We start from the raw sequence: 22374 nt of genomic DNA on the forward strand, positions 1-22374 counted from the left end.
AATGGGGAACCTCGGATGAAAGATACGACAGAGGGAGCTCGACTCCGCTCAGGTTTTGAGGAGACGCTTGACCGGGTAGCTGAACGTGCAGCGCGCGCACTTGTGGCGCAGGGACGCGTGCGTTCGGATGCTTTTCGTGCTGCTTTGTCGCGGCGACTAACGCGACCTGCGACTCCTCGAGAAGCACTGATCGGCGACCCTGTCTTCGAGGCCTCGCGTATCTGGAAAAATGCGGATCGGAGATTGGGTGAGCTGGCAGGGGAACTGCTCTTACCTGAGCTTGTCGGCGCACTCGACGCAGCCGGAGAAAAGCGCTTCGCGCGCGATTGGTTTCCTTATCTGCATCAATTGCAAGCTTGGGAGGTAGCAAGAGCGGGGCGTAGCTACATGGTCACCTCAGGCACTGGTTCAGGCAAGACCGAGTGCTTCATGGTGCCAATGATCGACGACTTGCTGCGTCAAGCCGGCGGGCGACGGTTACAAGGAACCGGAGCACTCGTCATCTATCCCCTCAACGCGCTAATCGATAGTCAGCGAGAGCGCCTTTCGGCCTGGATTGCGCCTTTTGATGACCGTCTAAGCTTTGCCACTTACAATGGTGATACTCCGGACCAGCTGCGCAAGGCAGAAGCGCGGTTGGGAGCTGAAATTCGTGACCGCGCTACCCTGCGAACCGATCCGGCCTCAGTGCTGGTGACCAATGTCACGATGCTCGAGTACTTGCTTCTCCGGGCACAAGACCGGGCGATTTTGGATCAGTCTAAAGGCAAGCTGCGATGGATCGTTCTTGACGAAGCGCACAGCTACGTAGGGGCTCAGGCTGCGGAGATGGCGCTATTGCTACGCCGGGTGCGACAAGCGTTTGAGGTCGCGCCTGAAGATGTGCGCCTCGTCGCAACCTCTGCCACCATTGGAGAAGGGAACGAGACACGTGAGGCGTTGCGAAGCTTCGTGGCAGACCTGGCCGGTATCTCAACCGACCGCGTGGATGTGATTGAAGGGTTAGAGGAGTTGACGCCGCTACCCGAGATCGGACCCGATTTTCCAGTTTCGCTTGATGAATTGCCAGTGGACGAGACGGGACTCTGGCACCGCATTGCTCCGCATCCAAAATTTCGCGCGGTACGCCAGGCAATGCGAGATGGCGGCGTCTCCCTTGGCAGTGCTGCCACCATTTTGGGATCGCCGGGCGCGCCGCTATCGCGGGCTGCGGCGATGGAGGCCGTAGAGGCCGCGGCTCTTGCGCGGGACCCCCATAGTGGCCATAGATTTGCGCCTTGGCGAATGCATGCCTTTCATCGCGCGCAAGCGGGGCTCTGGGCCTGCGTCGACCCGGAATGTAAAAGCCGCGATGTTGAGTTCCGTGAGGACGGTACAGACTGGCCTTTCGGACGACTGCATCTAGAGCCGCGCGAACATTGCTCGTGCGGCGCGCCGATCTTTGAGGTCGTAGCCTGCGATGAATGTGCGACGCCTTGGCTGCGTGCGACGCGTAGTTTTTCAGGCGCGAACGAACGTCTAAGTTTGGAGCTGGATGGTGATGACGAGGATGACTACGCCTTCGAGCATGAGCCTGACTCCGACGCGGAGATCGTTCACTCCGACGGTATCGTCTACGTGGGGCCTACCGGTGCGCGTTCGGTGCCTGATCTCTGGCTGCGCCTGAAGGACAGACAAGTCTTTACTACTAAGCCCGAGGGACACTCTGCTGCAGTTCAGGTCGTCGAGGACGCTACTGATCGTGGTTGCTGTGCTCGAGCACAAGAAAAGTCAGTCAGCTTGAAACCCCGTCGGTTTGGCGCACCATTTTTAATGGGCAATGCTATGCCACTGCTGCTTGAGGCTGTGCCGTCGCATGATCGTAGCGGGGCCGAACCCTCAGATGGACGACGGCTTTTATCCTTTACTGATAGTCGGCAAGGCACAGCGCGCTTTTCAGCAAAGTTACAGCAGGATGCCGAACGAAACCTAACGCGCGCTGTGATATATCACGCCGTACAAGCTGCAGGGCAGAATGACCCAACGGAGGTGGCTGCGCTAAGATCGCAAATCGCTGGCCTCGAGAAGGCCGTGGAGACCGTTCCAAGCCTTTCAGCGTTACTTACCACGACGCGCGCAAAACTTGAGGCCGCATTGGGAAACAGCGCTGGTCGGGTTTCCTGGCGGGACATGATTTCGCGGCTTGCAGGGCATTCCGAACTCCGTGGGTTCGCGGGCGAGATCTGGAAGTCGCGCCCGAAGGGTGGCGACATACTCGGAGAGGAGCCTGGAGCGCTCGCAGAATTGATGCTGTTTCGTGAGTTGTTCAGGCGACCACGTATGCAGAACAACGTCGAGACTATGGGCCTTGCCAGACTTGTCTTCCCCGAGTTGGAGGCACAGGCAAAGCTTCGAGTACCGTCCGAGCTAGCTGAGGCGGGGCATGGTGAACAAGCTTGGTGCGATCTGTTGCATGCGGCGGTTGATTTGGTGTTCCGGGCCAATCTCGCTGTGTCGCTTTCAGAAGCGCCGGTGGACATACGCCACTGGATCAGCCCGCGCGGTCGAACAAAGAGCGTGCTACCACCAACAGTAGAATCCGAGCACTTCGACGCGAATCTTCATTCCCGGTTCCCCAGTGCCAAGGGAGAATCGTTGTTAACAGCACTATGCTTTATGCTTAGCGGCGGGAGTCCCAGTAGCGCGACCGACATCGATCGCGTGGGGCGTCTCCTTGCGGCGATTTGGACCACGTTTGAGTCGTCTGGCCTACTCGTACGTAGCAGTAGTTTGGGATACCGCCTTCGGTTGGAGCGGGCAGAAATCGCTGCACTCCGCGAGACGCCATTGTGTCTTCGCACTGGAAAGATGTTACCTTACGCGCCGGCAGGTCTTTCGCTAAACGCAATCGACAGGCGGAATCCGGTTGCATCGAAAGCACTAACACGGCTTGTAGCCTTGCCGATACCGCCGCTGGCTGAGCCGGCGGGTTTAAGCGAGGTCGAGCGCGCGAGACTACGCGACTGGCTCGCCATAGATCCGCAGGTCGCAAGACTTCGAAGCCAAGGTCTGTGGTCGAATCTCCATGATCGGATCGTTGAGTTTACGCCTTTTCTAAGGTCCGCAGAGCACTCCGCTCAAATCGATCGCGGAAGCCTTCGTACATTCGAGGTCGACTTTAAAGCGCACAGGATAAATATCCTCAACTGTTCGACTACGATGGAAATGGGCGTCGATATCCCCGACGTCAGCGTAGTGGTCAACACCAATGTGCCCCCTGCGCCCTCGAACTATCGCCAACGCGTGGGGCGCGCAGGCCGGAGGGGGGAGCCATGGGCTCTGTCCTTTACCTTCTGTAAGGATCAGCCGCTTGACCGGCGCGTATTTTCTGACCCGCATACCTTGCTACAGGGTGAGGTGCGCGCGCCGTCTGTGCGCTTGGATAGTGCGATCGTGCTACAGCGACATGCGAACTCATTACTGTTGGCTATGCATCTGCGAGCGAGCTCAGGCGGCATCAAGGTTACCAAGAATATCGGCAGCTTTTTCGGTGCCACCGACCCCACGCTAGATAGCGCGTCCAAGCAACCCATTTTGCATGATAGCGCCGCCTCGGGATTCTTGGATGCCCTGAAGGGTGCTTGGGGTGCCGAAGGGAAAGTCCTTGATGCGCTGCGCCTGCTGGCCCGTGGGGCGCCCGTAGCTGATCCCGCTTTGCTCCGAGATCGCTGTATCCGCGATTTCTCTGCGCTGCAGCGTAAATGGGAGGAAGAGTATCGCGCACTACTAACCGCGCAGGAAGCGGCCGGCAGCGACTCTGTTGTTCGGGGCTTCTACGTTAATCGAGCCAATCGCATGCGTCGAGAGTTCCTACTCACGGAGCTTGCGCGGCGTAATTTTACTCCGGCCTACGGCTTTCCCGTCGATGTGGTCACGTTCGAACACTACGATCGAAATAGTGGACCAAGCCGACCGCTTTCGACCGCAATTCGGGATTATGCGCCGGGCACTGAGGTAGTGATTGACGGTCTTGTTTATCGATCCGAGGGGATACTCCCCAGCTGGAGCAACCGCGAAAATCCTGACCGAATTGAAGATCTGAGAACCCATTGGACCTGCCGCGAGTGTCGCGCCTTCGGTATCGAGCGAAATCCGCCGGAAGCCTGTCCGCGTTGTGACGGCCGCGTAAACAGATTCGAGCTTCTGAAACCTTCGGGTTTTCTTGGAACTAAAACACCCCACGCCGCCTATGAGGCGCTAGATTTCGTGCCTCCGGAGCCACCACAGATCTCTGCCGACAGCGGCTTTTGGACTGCATTGCCCGATCCGGACGCGGGGCGTTTTCGAGCGACCCGGGCGGGACGAGTGGTCACGACATCGGCCGGAAAAGATGGCAGTGGCTACGCGATCTGCATCACTTGCGGGCGTGCTGAAGCTGAAACGCAAGGGACTGATGCGCTCTCGAAAGCCATGAAAGAGCACAGGCCACTCCAACGGCCAAAAGGTGAGGCTCGCCGCGATGGTCGCTGTCTTGGCACCGAAGCTGCAAGCCTGCGTATTCGCCGACATGTTCGTTTGGGGTCTGAGACCATAACCGACGTCTTCGAACTCCAGCTGGAAACGCTCTCATGGAATAAAGAGGGACGACGTAAAGGACTCGCCATCGTGGCAGCGCTGCGCGAGGCGCTCTGCTCTCGACTTGGCATCGGGGCCGAAGAGGTCGGAGTGGGTGTTGCGCGAGGTCTCAGTTCCGGCGGGATCGAGCGGGTGAGCATGTTCCTTTACGATCTGGCAGCAGGAGGCGCAGGTTTCGCTGTCTCGGCTGAAGCGGAGATTTCTTCTCTTATGGTAGATGCGGCCCGCCGGCTCGATTGTCCCAGTGCCTGTACGCATGGGTGTCCTGAATGCATCTTGCGGCGCGATTTGCAGTTCGACATGCGGGCCATCGATCGACCTGGCGGCTACGAGGCCATGATTAGGGATGTACTCCCGCACCTTGCCTTACCTGAAGACCTTCGCGTTTTCGGATCTGAAAGCACTGCAGTTACGCGGTCGCTCGAAGCCGAAATTCTGTCTTGCCTTGGCGGCGGTGGAGTCGAAGAGGTAATTCTTACCCTTCCCGGTGACGACCGGGACTGGGATCTCCCGCGCTGGCCCGGTGGGAGGGTCATTCGTCGAGCCTCCGAGGCAGGTGCTGCGACCCGAGTAATGAGTGCGGTTCGGAGCATTACCTATTTTGATTATCCCGAGCGCATGGATCTACTGCGTTTGACTGCCCGGGGTGATGCGGGGCTGTCTCTGACGCAGAACCTGCCAGAGGCTGGGGGGTACCCAATTCTCGCGCTTCTTCGAAAAGGTGCAAGTTGGCGAGCTATTCTTTCGCCGGACGAGACAGTGGTGTTACCTGACGGAGAGTGGGGGCAGGCTGATCGAATGCCTCTTATCGCCGGTCCCGCACCTGAGTTTAATCCAGGGCATCTTGTTGAAGCGGTCGATCTAGCTAAGCATGGTCTACCGAACTCTACCGAGGCGCTAGTCCTTAAGGAATTCGATGGGCCGCTTTCGGAATTCGGGCGAAAGTTCTGGGATAAAGTGCGGGAAGTTCGGCCCCAAGCGTTCCGTCCAGGGCTGCGCTTGGCGCGCCTGTGTTACTCTGATCGCTACCTACACGCACCTGCGCCTGTGGCGCTCCTGATGCAGGTGCTGGCGACAGCTCCAGGGCGCGACCCGGTGACTGAGGTCCGCGTCGAAAGTGAAGCGAAGCGGCCACCTCGGGGGGCGACTGGGCTTGCCAATACGCCATTGCCTGATCGTCTGCATCACAATTGGGAAGACGACTCAATACGGAAACGGGTCCTGACGGGGGTGCTTGGTGCAAAGGTCGACCTTTTAGATAAACGCAGTGTCGATCACGCTCGTATTGTCAGGCTCCAGTTTGAAGACGGCTCTTGTGTGAGCGTTAGGCTTGATCAGGGTTTGGGTTCCTGGCGTGTTCAAGAGGCGGGGCGTGATCCATTCTTCGACTTTGAAGCTTCTGCAAACAAGCAGGTCGAGGCGATATCATGCCTCAATCGAGAAGTTCTTTTTTCGAACCCGCGCTACCCGACTCCGGTTACAGTAAGCTGGGAGGCGAGCCGAATTGAAAGCAGATGTTGTTGAGTCAATGCATGTCTGAGGGCTGCAATTTTTGCGGCTCGCAGAGTTCTGCTGCGGACGAATTTCATTCTATGAGAAAACGCCTTCTCGAAAGCGTCACCCCACTGGAGGCCTTATGCTGCCGCGCATTAAGATACTTCGATGCACTGCCGCTCGGCTCGTTGGGCCAGATTTGCCGCAAGGTTTGAGCCCCATGTCGGGACGAGATCACAGAGAAGCCGCGATGCAGATCGTGAAATCGCGACGGAGTTCTTACCAGCCCACGGCAGCTTGCCGACATTCAATCTATTTTAAATACTTAGTCAATTTGGCGTCCAACACCTCCGAGTGCAAATTACATTGAGCTTTCAGGTCTCCTCTCAGCCATTGGCACGGCCCGCCTCATCCCAACATCCGAAGCTCCAATCGGCCCTCGTCAAACTACCCTTTTTCGCAACGATCGAGGCCATGGTCGCCGATCGCGGCTTTGGTTTCCTTGCCTTAGAGGGCATGCCGGGAAAAGTCTTCTTCCACGTTACCGCATCGCTGAGCCGGCAGACGGATTACGCGATGCTGGCGGAGGGCGACAAAGTACTTTGCCAGATCGGCAGTACGCCTCGCGAGCCAGCCAAGCGCTCCGCGGTCACTTGGGCGCCTTTGGCAGATTGGGATTGGCCGGAATATGGCCTGCCCAGTAGCCAGGAAACCGTTGATTCCATCCGGCTTGAGGTGTTGCGAGAATTGCACCCGAAAAAGCTTGATTACGCCGTCACTGCGAAGTGGTACAAAAACCAGTGGGATGGCACCCCGCCGTCGGACCTATTCGACCCCGTCTTGAAGCTGGCTTGGCTGGAACGGCTTGTCCCACTGTCCCCCGACGCACTCAAGGCGCTCGATCTTCCAACGTTGCTGTCGGAAAGCCCACTTGCCTTTGCCAAGCAGCTTGATCCTGACAGCTCGGCCTGTTCCGTCTCTACACTGCTTTCGACATTCTCGCCTGCTCAGCTTGCCCGGATCGGTGCTCCCAAAATAGAGTGGCTGGCTTCCTCTTGGTCGGAGCCACCTGAAACCGCGGGCGCTCCTGTCAAGCTGGAGGATGCCCAGAAGGCCGATGTCCTCGAGTGGTTTCTAGAACATCACCGTGGCGCCTACGCCGATCTCGATTCTGCCGTATTGGCGGGAAACAGGAAGTTTGAGGCAATCTTGGCTAAACGCCTCCTTGACCGTGGCGAAACCCTACCTAAAGCGCTCGTGTCATGGCTTCGAATGCTAGCCGACCGGGGCTGGATGCAGAAGCAAGACTTCGACAGCTTGGTCAACCGCGACCCTGTCTTGGCCATTTCGCTCTTTCCCTCGCTATCGCCGTCCACGCAGCGCGCCCTGCGCGCCTCCTGGAAGAAGAACAAGGCGCCCTTGGAATGCGCGTTGGATGCTGACTCTGCGCTTGGCTCTGACATCCTGATGCGCTCGGCCTTGGCAATCGACTTGGAAACCGACGGGGAGCAGACATGGGAAATTGGTAGCGCCGGTCACGACAGCTGCACCCGCTTACACGACGCGGCTCTGGGCACCAGCCTTGAGAATGCCCTGGTGACGCTTGCAGCCCAGCTCAACGAAGCCGAACTCCTCGTTGGCCATAACATCCTGGGCTGGGATTGGCCCATCCTGTCGGGGCTGGCGCCGGATTTAGCCATGCCGCTGGCATGGGACACGCTGCTGGTTCAATTCCTCCTTGAACCGCAAGCTCGATCTCATGCTCTTGGCTCCAACCACCACGCGGAAACCGACGCGAAAGCCGCCCTGGAGCTATTTGCCCGGCAGCTCGACCTTATCGCTCTGGGGCTCAAGACCAAGATATTGCTCGGGCGGTTCCAGTCACCTGAGGCGCTTATCACAGCGCTCATCGCCTATCTACCGGAAGGTCTGTCGCTCGCACGCCCGGCCCCCGCTTTCTTGGATGCGGCAGATCCCAGCATACCCATGCTAATGCAGCTGAATAGTATTCACGAGGTAGACTGGGTTCCCGGCGTGCAGGTAGTTCCAGCCACCGCTGACGAACGTCTCGATCCCGCTTACTGGCAAATCGACATCGCGCGCCTCTATGACGCATTGACCGATGACCAGCGCCACACGCCCAACGCGCTTGTCTTGCTCGCCGTGGGCAGCCGCGCGATGCAGCAAAACGTCGCTGTGCGGCGCAACATGGTCCCGCAATGGCTGATTGAGAAATCGCCTTGGCTTGTGACCGCAATCGATCGGGCCTGTTTCGTCCCGGCGGGCACTACGGCGATCCGGGTCGCGCCTCTACCAAGTTCGCCCCGGTGGTGGACTGACGTCGCAACGGCACGGCTGCAGGCGGTTCTACCGTGCAACGCTGCCCTAGTGGTCAACCGTCGTATCCTGACCGGCGAGGAAACGCTCCAGCTTAGCGCCCCTGCCAACATCGCTCTCCTCGAAGTTCCTGGGTATGACGGGGCCCGCTGGGCGCTGCAGGACCCGGCGGCGCGGGTGCTCGAAGTTGGCGGTGGATGGCGCGGCTTCGATGTTATCGCCATCCCCGAAACATTCGAGATCTTCCAACAACGGCCGAGCCCTCCCCGCACACGACCCCACCTGGCCATGCGGCAATTCCCGACTCTTTTCCCCGGCTCGCAGGCGCAGGGCGGTTATTGGATGGGGCAGCTCGCATCCCTTCGAGCGATCTGTGAAGGTGGCACCGTTCCGGTGTTCCTGCTGACCAGCACTACGAGCCGGACCATGATCGACATATTGGTCACCGCCTGCGCCGAGGTCGGCATAGCAGAGATCAAGCCAGCACATCGCAGCCGCCGCGAACACCTGTTGCGCGCCGTGACACGCGGCTGCGTCATAGTCGACAGCATTGACCAGTGGCGCGACTGGCAGTCCATCGCCGAGGACGCGGGTGTTCCGCTCCAGCCGGTCGTTGAGGCCCTCCCGCTCGAAGAGTGGTATGCCCTGTCCGAGGTCGAAAACCAGTCGCAAACAGATGCAACAGTTCAAGGCCCCCTTGCGATATCAAACATCGAGCTTCTCGAGGATCTTCAGAAACTCATTGGATTTTGGCTTGGGCCCTGGCTCGAGGAATCCGGCCTAACTGAAAGTCCTCTCGCGCCTATCATACTGGACCCCCGCCTCGAAAGCGCGGCTTACGAACTACGCGCCCAACTGGACCGCATGCCCATTACATTGCAGGACTGGTCCGCCGATCTGCGCGAGCGGCTCGAGAACGTCTTTGCCGCTTTCCATGTCCAGCGTGAGGACGCACCCTCAGATTTCGCCTCTATGGAACGCTTCCTCGTCGAGAACTGGCAGCCCGCGGGCCAATCTGGCGGCAACCGTGTTACCGGGTTCAAGTCGACGCAGGCCGAAGCAATGGAGCACATCCGCACACGCACCAAGGATGTTATGGTGACGCTGCCTACCGGCGAGGGCAAATCCGTACTGTTTCAGATCCCTGCGCTATGCCGAGGACTACGCAACCGTCGACTAACGCTGGTCATATCGCCTTTGAAAGCGCTGATGCGCGATCAGGTCACCCGGCTGCACGAGCAAGGCTTCGCAGAATCCGTCGATTACATTAGCAGTGACCGGCCCCGCTTCGAACAAGAAGATGTCCTGCAAGGTCTGCTCGAGAACCGCATCGTGCTACTGTACGTCGCGCCGGAGCGGCTGCGCAACGCCCGCTTCGTTGACGTGCTTCGACGCAGAATCCAGGCCGACGGAGGGCTGGAATACGTCGTCTTCGACGAGGCTCATTGCATCAACCAGTGGGGCTATGAGTTCCGTCCCGACTACTTCTTTGCCTTCAGCTTCTTGATGATCTCTCTCCGGGACGGCACGCTTCAGGAGCCCACGCCGTTCTTGTTGCTTTCGGCAACCCTCACTGCGTCTGACCGCCGCAGAATCAAGGGGATATTGGAACGCACGGCCCGCGGCGACGCGATCCTACCCCTCGCCGTATGCCCCGATCCTGCGGCCCAAGGAAGCCCGTTGCGCGACCATATCAAGGTTTCGCCCCGGCCGATGAAAGGCAACATCTTTGACACGCAGTCCTTCGGAAATGCGTTGGAAGAACGCTTGCCTCAGATCAGGAAGGTCATTACCCAAGCCCGCGCCAACGCGCGGGCAACGGGCCAACGCAGCGCGGTGATCATTTTCGTCTCGCGCCGTGCTCACGCGGACGAATTGGCCAACATGCTGACTCGCAGCATGCAGTGCGAAGTGGAAAGCTACCACGCGGGACTCGATGCTCCCACGCGCGAGGACATTTACAACCGGTTCCGCGACGGCGAGCTCGACAATCTGGTCGCGACCAAAGCTTTTGGCATGGGTATGGACATCCCCGACATACACTGGGTCGTTCATCTCGCTCCGCCAAGCTACTTAGAGGATTACCTTCAGGAAGTTGGTCGTATCGGCAGGGGCGCCGTGGAACGGCAAAAGGCAGGCCTCCGCGAGCTCGACGCGGTAATGTTAGCCTCGCCGCAGGATTTCGAGAATATTAGAAGCCAGCGTGCTGGCAACGAGCTACACGTCCCTCAGGTCGACGAGATCGAAGACCAGATCTTCGCCAACGCCGAGATCCTCGATGGCCAAAAGGTCGCCTTTGTGCCCGGCCACGGCTACTGGTCCTACAAGACACCAGGTGAGAAGCGCGCCAACGCGACGCGGCTGCGCCTCGCGCTCTACTGGTTAGAAACTGCAGGGCACATCGCACAGCTCGGCATGGTTGCGGACCTGCTGACGGTCACGCTTCATCCCTCCCGGCTTGCCCAGATTGCTTCTGAAGAAGCTCTCCACGGTCGCGTCGCCAAGGCCATCCTCGGCGCCACGCAGGATGAGCCGGAACAGAAGGGTGTGGCTGCGGATCTGTTGCGCCGCGTCTCTGACACTGTGGGTGTGCGCGTTCGGACCCTCGACAACGCAAGCATCGGCGACACAAACGATGCGATGATCAATCTGTCCCAAGTCCGCCGCCAGTGCCAGATCGAGAGCATGGATGCGACTATGTCCCTGATCGTGGAGCTGGCATCGCTCGGGGCACTGGAGCTCCAATGGACGCTTGAGTTCGCGAAACGCCCGATGCTTTCGGAAGAGCCCAGACGGATTGCGGCGCTAATGACTATGGTCGGCAACGCCGTGCGCGACCTGCTCAAACGCATCAAGAAGACGGGAGAACTGCAGTTCACCCCCAGTCAGTGGTTCAACATCGAAGCGCTAGACCTGCGTGAGCCGAAGGATACGGAGTCCCTCTCGCCGCGGGAGCAAGCCGAACTCGACGCGCGGAAGGCTCGTTTTCACCGCGCCTTTCTCAACGGCTTCAGGACGCTGGCCCGCGCCAGCGGCGTCAGGCTCAAGCAAGGCGTGCAGCAGGGGACCGAACAGATCTATTGGCATGCGCGGCTTCCCCTGGCTCGCAACCGGTTCGCTGCGAAAGCATGCGACACCTTGCTTGCTCAAGCCCCGTCTCTCCTAGATGTCTTTCTTCACGCGAAGGATCTGAAGTCCATTCAGGTCAACAGTTTGATCCGCGAGCTTGAAGATGCCCACCCAGACAAGACTTTCCGCGTCGCCGATCTAGAAGCGCTGTTGCGGCTGCTATCGTCGCTTGGTCTCGTCAGTGCCCTGCCGGACCTATTGCCGCTGTCTTACCTCTTGCTCCTGCGCGACGCGCGACCGGGTCTCGGGCAACATCCCGAGCTTGTCGAGGAGCTTAATAGCGTCAACGAACTGGCTGGAGCGCGGATCTTCGCGATGGAGGTATTCGCCAACCTTCCGGACGAAGCGCGCGACCGCTTCATCCCAGGCTATTTCGCCAATGCCAGCGTCGACACGCTCAAGGATTTTCTCGATGGCCAGCTCGGCGAGATCGAGGACGAGAGCGGCCTCATCGCCGAGAAGCGCGACCAGCTGCGCGCCACTCGGGCCACCGAGTTCTTCGAGCGTTACAAGGCCTCGGAGGAGCCCGCACAATGGCAAGCCATGCAGCACCCGTTCAACCGCCACCTTCTGGTCAACGCAGGACCCGGCGCGGGCAAAACCTCTGTGCTCGTAGGGCGGATCGCTCACCTCATCCGCGAACAGCACGTCAAGCCGTCCGAGATCCTGGTCCTAGCCTTCAATCGCGCAGTGGTCTTCGAGATACGCAAGCGAATCCGCGACCTCTTTCGATCGCTGGGCTATGCTGCCTACGCCTCGCAGGTGCGGGTCTCGACCTTTCACGCGCTTGCCATGCGCAGTCTTCATGGCTCTGATACCCCACCCAAGGACGCATCTGCGGAAAACCTGTTGCAGGAGTTCGCGAAGCGCCTCGCCGTAGACCTCGACTTCCGTCAGGACATCGCCGGGCAATGCCGCAGTCTTTTGATTGATGAGTTCCAAGACGTCACAGAGGAGGTCTACGCTATCATCCGCAGGCTCTACGAGGGCAGCGGGTCGCAAGCCGGAGTCATGGTTATCGGAGATGACGACCAAGATATCTTGCGCTGGAATCGCAAATCCGGTGCCGCGAGGGACGGCGCCTTTGCCGAGCTTTATTTCCGGCGTTTTCAAGAGGACTTCGGCGGCACAGATCTCGCCACGCTCGAGCTGGGCGTGAACTTCCGCTCAGGCACCGAAGTAGTGAAGAAAAGCCAGGATATGATCCAGCGCTTCTTCGACCGGAACTCCCGCTCGAGCCGGCTCAAGACAAGCCTATTGTGCGCCGCTCAAGGTGCATCTGACAGCCGCTGTGAACGCCTCGACGCGCGCGGTTTGAGCTGGGACCAGATGCTCGTCCAGGTCAGGGAGGTCAGCCTCAGACTTATCTCCGAGAATCCCGGCTCGATCGCGATCTTGTGTCGTTCCAATGACGAGGTAGCCAGCGTCCACCGCGCCCTTGCGGACGCTTTCCCGGGCCTTGCCGTACAGAACAGCGAAAACCTCTCGACTCGGTCGCTACGCCACGTTGCGCTCTGGATCGATTTCTTGGAGATCGAGGCCGCGCGGCAAGACCAGGCATTAACCGATCCGCTGCGGACCAAGCTTCTCGACGCCTTCCACATCGGCACCGACATCCCAGAGACCCAGCGCGATGCTACCCCAGAAGCGGACCTCTCAATCCTATGGGACCTTTGCACCCAAGAAAGCTCGTTCCCGCACCTGTCGACGCTCATTCGCTTCTTGAAGGTCTTGAAGAGCGACGACTTGCAACGCCTGCTGGGCGCGCGTCATAGCGAAGGCGAAGCCGTCGTCTCGACGATTCACAAGGTTAAGGGTCTTGAGTACGACAACGTCATCGTCATGCCATCTCGGACTGGTTTCGGTAGCGACGCTCAGGACATTGATGCGGATGCCGCCGAGGAGGCCCGTCTGCTTTACGTAGCGTTGACTCGGGCGAAGTCTCGGCTGGTCTACTACGTGGGCGACCGCGAGTACGCTTGGGGCCGGTTCCGTCCAGAGCGCTTTGAGGGTGCAAATGGGCAAAGCCAGATCCTGACTGGGACACCGAAACAGGTGGCTATCGGCTGGGCGATGTGCCGCTCAGCCTTCAACCTCGACCCCGATGCCACGCAGGCCTACATCGAAACCCGGGTTGCCGTGGGCGACCGGTTGGAACTAGGCGGGCGCGGTGCGGGCGCCAATAAGGGGCTGTTCCACCGTGCCCCGTCGGGCGAAAAGCGTCAGGTCGGTTTCATCGCCAACAACTTCGGTGCGGGAGGTCCCGGCTCCGATCTCAAGGTTAGCGCCGTAATTCGCTACGCCGCCGAGGAAAGCGAACGCGATAGGCAGGCGGCCAGTGTGGCGGCCCGCGGCTGGGGATACGTTGTGCTGGTCGAGGGAATGCTGCGCTAACCGCTGGTCCGGACCTGACCAGTACAAGCGTGATTGTTGCCCCCCCCGGGGGCGCGCAGCAGTGCCACGCGAAAGGCGGAATCGGTCGGCATGGTCCGCCCTGCGCACGGGTCTCAGGCGTAGGCTGACATATGGAAAGAGCAGAGCTGTTTCTCGGTCGTATTGGGATTGCCAAGGACATCGACATCCTTGCCAGAGAGCCCGATGACCGAATTCTCCGTGACTGGCAAAATTAGGCAAGCTGCAATGCCGATCAAATATTGACAGCTCATTTCGATGAGAGCGACTGGATGAGATTGGAGATGAGCTCGGGTTCAAGTGCGATAGTTTGTAACGGGCGCGGCAATGTAGCGGGTATTCAGCATATTCTTGATCGGTCGTTAAGCTTCTTCAGAGGCGACTTGTTCGAGTGCCAATCCGGCTTTTGTGTGGGGGTATGTAAATCCGCATCCGCTAAGGTGCTGCTGCCGTTTGGAGGTGCTTCTAGATTTCATGGCGCTGATCTGAGGTGTGGTTTGCTGTTTATTAAATTTTGGCTGCTATGAACTTGGAAATTTCAAGGCGCAATCAGTATGTAGGGAGCAGGGTGCCTCCCCTTGTCATCTGATCACGAGAAAAATTCGCCTCAATGCGCGCGGAGGCTAGAAGGAATTTCCTGTGTTCAAACCCGCCGCGCTTGCTAGGGGTAGGTTCAACGATTACCACTCGTAAGACATAAAGATTCTATCCTGAGTAACGGGTGCAGTGGGCTGAAATTTATGGGAGGGCGTAGGGGCGAAGCGCGTGGAAGTTCCAGATTCAATTCTCGGAAGCGTAGGTTCAGGACTCATAGCCAATAAATAACGATCGCGGCGAGAGCGATGGCGGAGAGGAAAACCTTCGGGCATCGGTCGTAGCGCGTGGCGACGCGTCGCCAGTCCTTGAGCCTGCCGAACATGATCTCGATCCGGTTCCGACGCTTGTAGCGGCGCTTGTCATACTTCACTGGCGTCTTGCGCTGTTTCCGTCCGGGGATGCAGGCGCGTATCCCCCTGTCTTTCAACAGTTCCCGAAGCCAATCGGCGTCGTAACCGCGATCCCCGAGCAGCCAATCGACATCCGGCAGGCTGCTCAGCAAAGCCCGCGCGCCGATGTAGTCGCTGACCTGCCCGGCGGTAACGAACAGGCTCAAAGGTCGCCCCTGGCTGTCGCAAATGGCGTGCAGCTTGGTATTCATGCCGCCCTTTGTCCGCCCGATCAGGCGGCCACGTCCCCCTTTTTAGCGCCCAGACTGGACGCCGTTCGGTGAGCCTTCAGGTAGGTTGCATCGATCATCACGGTTTTCTTCTCGCCGTGCTCGGCGGCCAATCCCGTCATCATCGCCGCGAAGATGCCTTTGTCGCTCCAACGCTTCCAGCGGTTGTAGAGCGTCTTGTGAGGGCCGTATTCCTTGGGTGCATCTCGCCAGCGCAACCCATTGCGATTGATGAAGATAATCCCGCTCAAGACACGCCGGTCATCGACGCGTGGCTTGCCATGGGACTTCGGGAAGTAGGGCTCCAGACGAGCCATCTGCGCATCGCTTAGCCAGAAGAGATTAGACATATCACCGCTCTGTTTTCGCGCGGTGAATCATGCCCTTCCACTCCAATCAATGGGTCCTGACCCTAGTAGCCGCCCTCTCTGTAAGGAGCTGCGTGCAGCAACCGCCGCCGCAATCTTAAAATAGGAATTCATCATGGCTAGTTCTATCAACAAGGTCATCTTAATCGGAAACTTGGGTCGTGACCCTGAGGTTCGCGAGTTCTCGAACGGTGGGAAGGTGGTCAACTTGCGTTTGGCCACTTCCGAGTCTTGGAAGGACAAGAGCTCAGGAGAGCGCAAGGAGCGTACTGAGTGGCACTCGGTAGCAATCTATAATGAAGGGATAGGCCGGATCGCGGAGCAATATCTGAAAAAGGGTTCGACCGTATACATTGAAGGTCAGCTTGAGACTCGTAAGTGGCAGGACCAGAATGGCAATGACCGATATTCAACTGAGGTCGTGGTGCGTCCCTTTAATGGTGAGTTGACTTTGCTAGGGGGGCGCGGCGCTAACGATAGTGGTGAGGGATTTAATGTTCAGCAACGAAAAGTCGGCGTCGATCGGAGTCAAGCTGATTCTAATACTGGCAATCAAAAAAAACCCAACGAGCCCGATTTTGACGACGATATTCCCTTTTGAGATAGAGGGGGCGTTGGTGCTGTAACTGCCCTCTAACGGCATCAGCGATGCCGTGCCATTCAGTCAGAGGCAGTGCATGGTCAAGGCAATCTTGCAGAGATCGCGCACTGGCTCGGCGCGTCAGACACTCTGGTCAGCAAGCATCTGGACCGGGGCAATGGGCAGGCGGTTCCGATCCGCATGTTAGGTGGCGCTCAAGCCCCTAGCCTGTAGAGCTGGAGGGTCAGTCTCGTTGTTCATTCTATGTGTCTCTTAGCCCGCCGCGTCAGTTTGGCCGCAAGGCTCGGCCCGACCCCCGGCCGGGACCATAGGCAGACTGCGATGCAGATTCCGCAGCCGTGGTGCTCGTTAAAGAAGGGCAAGCACTTGTCGAAGTCCACGTACCATTTGTGCGCGCCGCGCACTTGCTGCTTCTCCGCGTAGATCGCCTCCGGAGGGCAGGCGTCCTCGCAGATCCGGCAACTCGCGCAGAAGGCATCGATGCCATGCTCGCGCGGCGGCGTGGGGGCGAAGGGTGCATCGGTCAGCACGGCCGAGAGCCGGAAGTTCGCGCCCAGAACACGGTCGATGATCGAGCCGTGCTTGCCGAGTTCCCCGAAGCCGCAGGCCAACGCGGGCGGGATGAGGGTGAAGTCCCCGGTCATCGGCCCGGTTACCGGCTCCGCGGCCCATCCCTCCTGTCGCAGCCAGCCCGCCACTTGCTTGGCTGCATGCGCTGCCCTGCCATACTGCCGGATGACCTCGGCGCCCGCCTCGACCTCGGGCGCCTGGCTCAGGCGAGTGTAGTCGTGCTGCACCCCAAGCATGATCACCCGCGACTGCGGCACCGAGCGGCCCTCGTAGCACCACTCGTCCTGCATTTCGGCGACCCCGGTTTTCTCGCACAGGCCGGATTCGACGAAGCCATCGAGCAGGGTGGTCCATTCTCCAGGCGCGCGCGTGACCTGCTCCGCGGCAACCTCTGGCAACGGCGCTTCGAGGATCGTCTGCCGAGCGGCCCGTTCCGCGAGCAGCGCCGGCGCGTCCGGCTGGACCGTGTAGAACCAGCGCTGCATCTCGCCATGCGGGATCTGGTCCGGATCGGGGGCCCAGTAGACCAGGCGCGGCGGATGCGGATCGGGATTATTCAGCCCGTTGATGTCATTCCCCGACACGGCGGGTCTCAGTGCCATTTGAGCAAGGTCGGGCTGGTAGGGGCGATACGGATTGGGCTTCGGCATGGCCGGAGGTTAGCCGATCTCCGGCACGCTACAAGCGGCGGTGGGCAAAGCGCGGGTTCATCGAGAAGACGCTTCTTCATGACGTTAGGTCATATGAAAAATAGTGGCCGTGACCTCGGTCAGAGGGGGGCGTCAGCCCCTTGAAGGCGCGGCGCGGGGAGGTTTGCGAAAATTCTAAACCTCGATTTTTTGCATAATTTCAGGTGTTTACGAATCTGCGGGGTGCTGCTTTAGGCCTCGCTACCTCAAACATGTGGACAACCGAGAATCTCCGCTCGGGATTTTCACCCGGTTCGCTCATGTTGAAGGCAGACGAGGCAGTTGGAGATCTTGAGGAAGCCGTACCTGACCCACCGGGCCGCCATACAGCGGGCTTCGAACACGGCGTCAGGGCGCAGAGCAGGCAAAAAAAAGAGCGCGCCCCGAAGAGCGCGCGGAAGTCGAAGGCCGACTGCGGCCTCATCACATCGCGGACCGTAGACCCGAACACCGGGCACCCGCAACAACGCAGTCGGTCATATCCATCGATCGCCCGGAGCCGTGGGTTTCCGGGAGCGGAAGAAGTCATGATCCTCGAACACGACGAGTGGGCGTATTCGCCGCCCAAGTATAAGAGACAAACGGTTATCACCCTGGGCCCGGTGGAGGGCGTTCTGCCCTTCGCGGGTGTCCGGAGCCCGCTGTCAACCAGCAGCTCGAGCCACCGGGTGACGCTGACCTACTGCGTGCCAGCCAACGACAACAAGCCGAGGATCGGCAAGTGCGAGAGCGCGGCTGAGCTCGCCGTCGCGCAAGAGGCGCTGATGGATCCGCGCCTCTACGATCTGGAGTTCCAGCCTTGCAGGGTGTCGTTCCTGTTCGATGGGACCAAGCACGACCATACTTACGATCTCCGCCTGACAATGGTCTGCGGGGAGCGGCGGCTTGTCTTTGTCCGCAACCGGACCAGCCTTCAGCGGCCGAAGGAGCAAGCGAAGCTCAGGGCTCTCGTCGCCGCGACGCCGGAAAGCGAAGGGCATCGGGTGCTGGTCGTGGACGCCGACAGTTACTCTCGGCCCCGGCGCGACAACCTGCACCGGATGAAGATCGCATTCGACCAGGTTGAGCCCGAAGTCGATGAGATCGTCTTGGAGACAGCTGCTCGCCTTCGCACGCTTTGGCTCCTGCGTGACCTGATCGCCGCGGTCGACTTTGAGCCGTGCGTGGCCTTCCAGTCGATCCTTCGCCTGATTGGCCGCAGGCAGCTGCACACGAACCTCGATCACGTGATCTCCTACTACTCTCGCATCTGGTGGCCGGAATGAAGCAGGGGGCAACGTACCTTCTTCCGGAGAATGCTTCGGTCGTCTTGGAAAAGCAGCGGTACCTTATTGACAGCCGGTCTGAACGTGGCTCCGTCCTCGTCAGTTCGGCAGACCGCAGGCGCATGTTCCTCCCGGGCAAGCAGCTCGACCATTTGCTGAGGGATGGCGCCTGCGTGCTCGAGAACGAGCACGGCGAGGTTGTGGCAGCCGGGATCGAGGATGACAGCTTCCGCTATCTCAACCAGCTGTCCAGCGAGGAGCGCAAGAATGTGCGTTTCCGCGCGGCCCTTTGCTACGCGATCCATGAGCTCGTCGGGCAAGGCCTGAGGCTGTCGGAAGGTATCCTCAACAAGCCACAGGTGCGGCAGGATATATGCAAGCTTGCCGCAATGCACTTCGAGGGGAAGATCGCGATCTCCGCACTTCGCGGGGGGAGCATGACACGCGTCTTCCCACTTCCCAAGGGTCGGACGCTGTTGAAGTACTACCGGCTCTTCGAGGCGGAGCATTTCGATCCGCTCGCTCTTCAGGGTAAGCACAGGTGGAAGGGCAATCGTACCAGTCGTCTCGCTCCGGAGCTTCGGCCGCTCATGACCGAGGCGAGCAAGGCCTGGCTTGATAAGCGCAAGCCTCCGATGGCAAAGGCCTACCAGAAGCTCAAGCTCCTCCTTAAAGCTGAGAATATGTCCCGGAGGGGGAGGGGTGAAGCAGAGCTGGCATTGCCGTCGCAGGCTTCCTTGCGAGCTCATATCGACAAGCACGTTTCTTCGATCGGGCAGCAGATTGCGCGCGAGGGTGAGCGGGCTGCCTACAACAAGCGTGGACCCGGATCGACTGACCTCCGGGCGCTGATGTTTGGGGAACTCGTCGAGATCGATGAGTGCAAGCTTTCCATTCTCATTCCCATCAAGAGGCCACAGCAGCCGGAAGAGGGGCATTCCAGCCACGGGACGGCACCCAAGGGCGCTGAGGAAGTGGTCACTAAGCGAGTGCATCTCCTCCTGATGATCGACGTTGCAACGAGGATGCCTCTAGCTTGGACCTTGGCCGAACAGCCCTCGGCTGACGCGACGCTGGAGCTTCTGCGCATGGCCACCCGCTCGAAGGAGAGGGAGAAGGTGAAGCATGGTTGCGACCAGAATCCTGCGCCTGCCGTCGGTATCGGCAAAGTCCGCAATGACAACGGGACGGGTCTGCGTAACCGAGAGGTAAAGGAGGCGATGGCGGGTCTCGGCATTATTTCGGTCGATACGCGCAGCTATCACAGTTCCGACCGGCCGTTCATTGAACGGCTGTTCGGCACGATCGAGTCTGAGCTGATCTCTGGGCTGACGGGCTATACTGGAAATGCCGCAGGCGCCCTGCCGGGCTACGATGCGGTCGAGAACGCGAAGCTCCCGCTAGATGCCCTCTACCAGATCCTGACCCGCTACTTGGTCGATGTCTATTCGCACACGGCGCACCACGGTTTCGGAATGGACGGGCGCACGCCGTACCAGGCCATGCAGCGCGTTTTGAAAGAGGCCGGAATGGTCAGGCCCCCTTCGATGCGAAGCCGGCGCATTCATCTCGGTGGAGAGGTCAAGGCCACTCCGACCGATGAGGGTATCAAGGCGTGCGGTCTTCCTTACCAGAGCCGCGAGTTCCAGCGCCTGCGTGACCTGTATCCGGGGAAATGGACTGTCTGTATCGACCCTGACCATATTCAGGCCGTGACCGTTCAGATTGAGGGCTATGTCGGGGTCATCGAGGCGGACCTCACGGCAACCTACGTGGCAAGCCTGACCCTCGCGGAGTTCGTCGAGGCCATGGAGGAGCGCCGTCGCCAAGCTCCGCAGGATGCAGAGGTGTCTGAGTACCAGTTCGTCGAAGCACTCCGGGCCATTGAGAAACTCAATGCAACCTTCGAACCCAAACCCACCAAGGGCAGCTCCTTTTCGACCTTCGAAGAGCTCGAAGAACGGGCCCAACGGGTTACGAGTGGCATTCATCTTGCTCCTTCCACCAAGCTGCTCGACGTCATCGAACCGGGAGGGCTCATGGCCGACGACCCAGTTGGTGCGCTGCCGGTCGGAAGGGGACTTCAGCCGGCGCTCGAGCCTGAGGAACACCTTGAGGACGAAACTGTGACCGCGCCTGCATCAGCCAGCCGGCTCGGGCGGCCGGACACCAAGGGATTGCTGAAATGAGCTTCATCAACAGGAAGGCCCTGGATACGGCCACGGATCTCTACAAATGGCGCTATGCCTTCGAGCGTGCGGACCGACTGCAAAGCGCCTTCGGGAGCATCGCTACGGAGTATTGGGGCCGGGCGGCGACCGGGAAGCATTTCGAGGCTCGCGGCCTGATGGTGACCGGGGCGTCGCGCGTCGGCAAGACCAGCGAAATCCGGTCAATGCTCTCCAAGTTCAACGAAGCAAAAGAGGAGCTGCCGTCGGGCAAGGTGGCGTCAGCCGTTTCCTGCATCCTTGATGGAAAAATGACTTGGAAAGATCTGGGCTTCAGGACCGCTGAGGCGCTCGGTTATCCCGTTCGGCAGCGCAGAATGACGCAGAGCGAGATCTGGTCCCGTGTTACCTTTCAGGCGAAAGAGCAGGGGGTTGTCGCCATCCATTTCGATGAGTGCCAACATATCTTTCCAACCAAGCCGGACCAGACCACCCGGGCACTGCTTGATAGTTTCAAGTCTTTGATGAAGAACACCGACTGGCCGCTTATGTTGATCCTCAGCGGCGTCGATGAGTTGGCTGGACACGTGGAACAGGAAGAACAGCTCGATCGCCTGTTGAGACGGGTCCGCTTCCAGAACATCCGGCTTCCAAGCGACATGAGCGAGCTGAACCGAGTTTGCTTCACCTATTGCGACGCAGTTGGTCTGGATTTCGAGGGTCTCGCCACCGAAGAGTTTCTTCGCCGCTTGGCTTTCGCCTGCGCCGATCGGTGGGGGCTGGTCATCGAATTGCTGATCGACACTTGCCTGCGGGCCCGAGCAGAGGGCGGAGATTGCGTGGAAATAAAGCATTTCAGTACCGCTTTTGCGGATCGCAGCGGAATGCAAGCAGACTACACACCCTTTAATGTTCCGAACTACGAGAGTAAATTCATTATGAATAAGGTCTTGCTCGGAGTAGTATAGAGTTCTGTGAATTAAATTGCTTGGCCCGTCGAATGTCTCATGAGAGTAAGGGTGTATTTGAAAGGACAGAGAATGCCGTTCGGGTGTAATTGAGGCGCAAAATCAAGCGTTTTGCGTCATGGTTTTGACGTGCATTCTTCTGAAATAGAGTGTCGAGATAAACATTGCCGCATCCCTTATGGGGATATGGCCAATGGATCGAAGAGCGCGATCTTCCGGATGGAAGGATCATGCGCGTGCGCTGTGATCGAGCAATCATAGCGCGTCTGCAATTATTGCAATTCCCCAAAATTTCTGGATTGACCCCGGCCGCCTTGCCTGAGATCGGCTCGTTGTTCGGGCCCGTGCTTACACGTATGCAGCACGGAGCGTGAGGGCATTGCTATGCTCAGAACCTCGCAAGCTATTGCTTCCAGTTCGTAGAATTATGATGACAGTCCAAGAGGTGCTTGGCGTATGCCGTTGTTATTTTTCGGTAAATTTAGAGCGCGGCGCGGAATTACCTATTCGATTCGCACTCTTATGCCGTGCTGACAGGGTATG

8 protein-coding genes are annotated in these 22374 nt (G+C 59.2%); 6 read left to right on the plus strand and 2 right to left on the minus strand.

Going from position 1 to position 22374, the window contains the following annotated elements; genetic code table 11:
- Positions 1–15: 15 nt before the first annotated feature.
- Positions 16–6138 carry a DEAD/DEAH box helicase gene (locus tag CJ301_RS18645; protein WP_162620430.1) on the plus strand — a complete coding sequence of 2041 codons (6123 nt, stop codon included), beginning with the start codon at positions 16–18 and terminating at the stop codon, positions 6136–6138.
- A 444-nt stretch (positions 6139–6582) separates the two neighbouring features.
- Positions 6583–13968 carry a UvrD-helicase domain-containing protein gene (locus CJ301_RS05735; protein WP_099275192.1) on the plus strand — a complete coding sequence of 2462 codons (7386 nt, stop codon included), beginning with the start codon at positions 6583–6585 and terminating at the stop codon, positions 13966–13968.
- Positions 13969–14794: 826 nt separating this feature from the next.
- Here the strand turns inward: CJ301_RS05735 and CJ301_RS05740 are convergent.
- Positions 14795–15552, minus strand: a protein-coding gene (locus tag CJ301_RS05740) for an IS5 family transposase (RefSeq protein ID WP_099275194.1) whose coding sequence is annotated in 2 segments (ribosomal slippage) — positions 14795–15228 and positions 15228–15552 — 759 coding nt in all. Because the reading frame shifts where the segments join, the coding sequence is not laid out codon by codon here.
- Positions 15553–15685: 133 nt separating this feature from the next.
- On the opposite strand from CJ301_RS05740, the gene ssb reads away from it, so the two are divergent.
- Positions 15686–16171: a single-stranded DNA-binding protein gene (gene ssb / locus CJ301_RS05745; RefSeq protein ID WP_099275196.1), complete on the plus strand. Its 486-nt coding sequence runs from the start codon at positions 15686–15688 to the stop codon at positions 16169–16171.
- 236 nt (positions 16172–16407) lie between these two features.
- Here the strand turns inward: ssb and CJ301_RS05750 are convergent, their stop codons facing one another.
- A complete protein-coding gene (locus tag CJ301_RS05750) occupies positions 16408–17391 on the minus strand; it encodes a 4Fe-4S dicluster domain-containing protein (protein ID WP_099275198.1) in 984 nt (327 codons plus the stop codon).
- 566 nt (positions 17392–17957) lie between these two features.
- Between CJ301_RS05750 and CJ301_RS05755 the strand changes: the two genes are divergently transcribed.
- Genes CJ301_RS05755 through CJ301_RS05765 form a run of 3 tightly spaced genes read left to right on the plus strand, consistent with a single transcriptional unit; the run spans position 17958 to position 21831 of the window.
- Positions 17958–18695, plus strand: coding sequence for a hypothetical protein (locus CJ301_RS05755; protein ID WP_099275200.1), 738 nt, complete (start codon positions 17958–17960; stop codon positions 18693–18695).
- Positions 18683–20884, plus strand: coding sequence for a DDE-type integrase/transposase/recombinase (locus tag CJ301_RS05760; protein WP_216823247.1), 2202 nt, complete (start codon positions 18683–18685; stop codon positions 20882–20884). Before CJ301_RS05755 ends, CJ301_RS05760 begins: the two co-directional genes overlap by 13 nt.
- Positions 20881–21831, plus strand: a complete 951-nt coding sequence (locus tag CJ301_RS05765; protein WP_099275204.1) for an AAA family ATPase — start codon at positions 20881–20883, stop codon at positions 21829–21831. The genes CJ301_RS05760 and CJ301_RS05765 overlap by 4 nt, the downstream gene beginning before the upstream one ends.
- The last annotated feature ends 543 nt before the right edge of the window (positions 21832–22374 follow it).

Source organism: Limimaricola cinnabarinus (assembly GCF_002723615.1).
In the GTDB taxonomy this organism is placed as follows: Bacteria; Pseudomonadota; Alphaproteobacteria; order Rhodobacterales; family Rhodobacteraceae; genus Limimaricola; species Limimaricola cinnabarinus_B.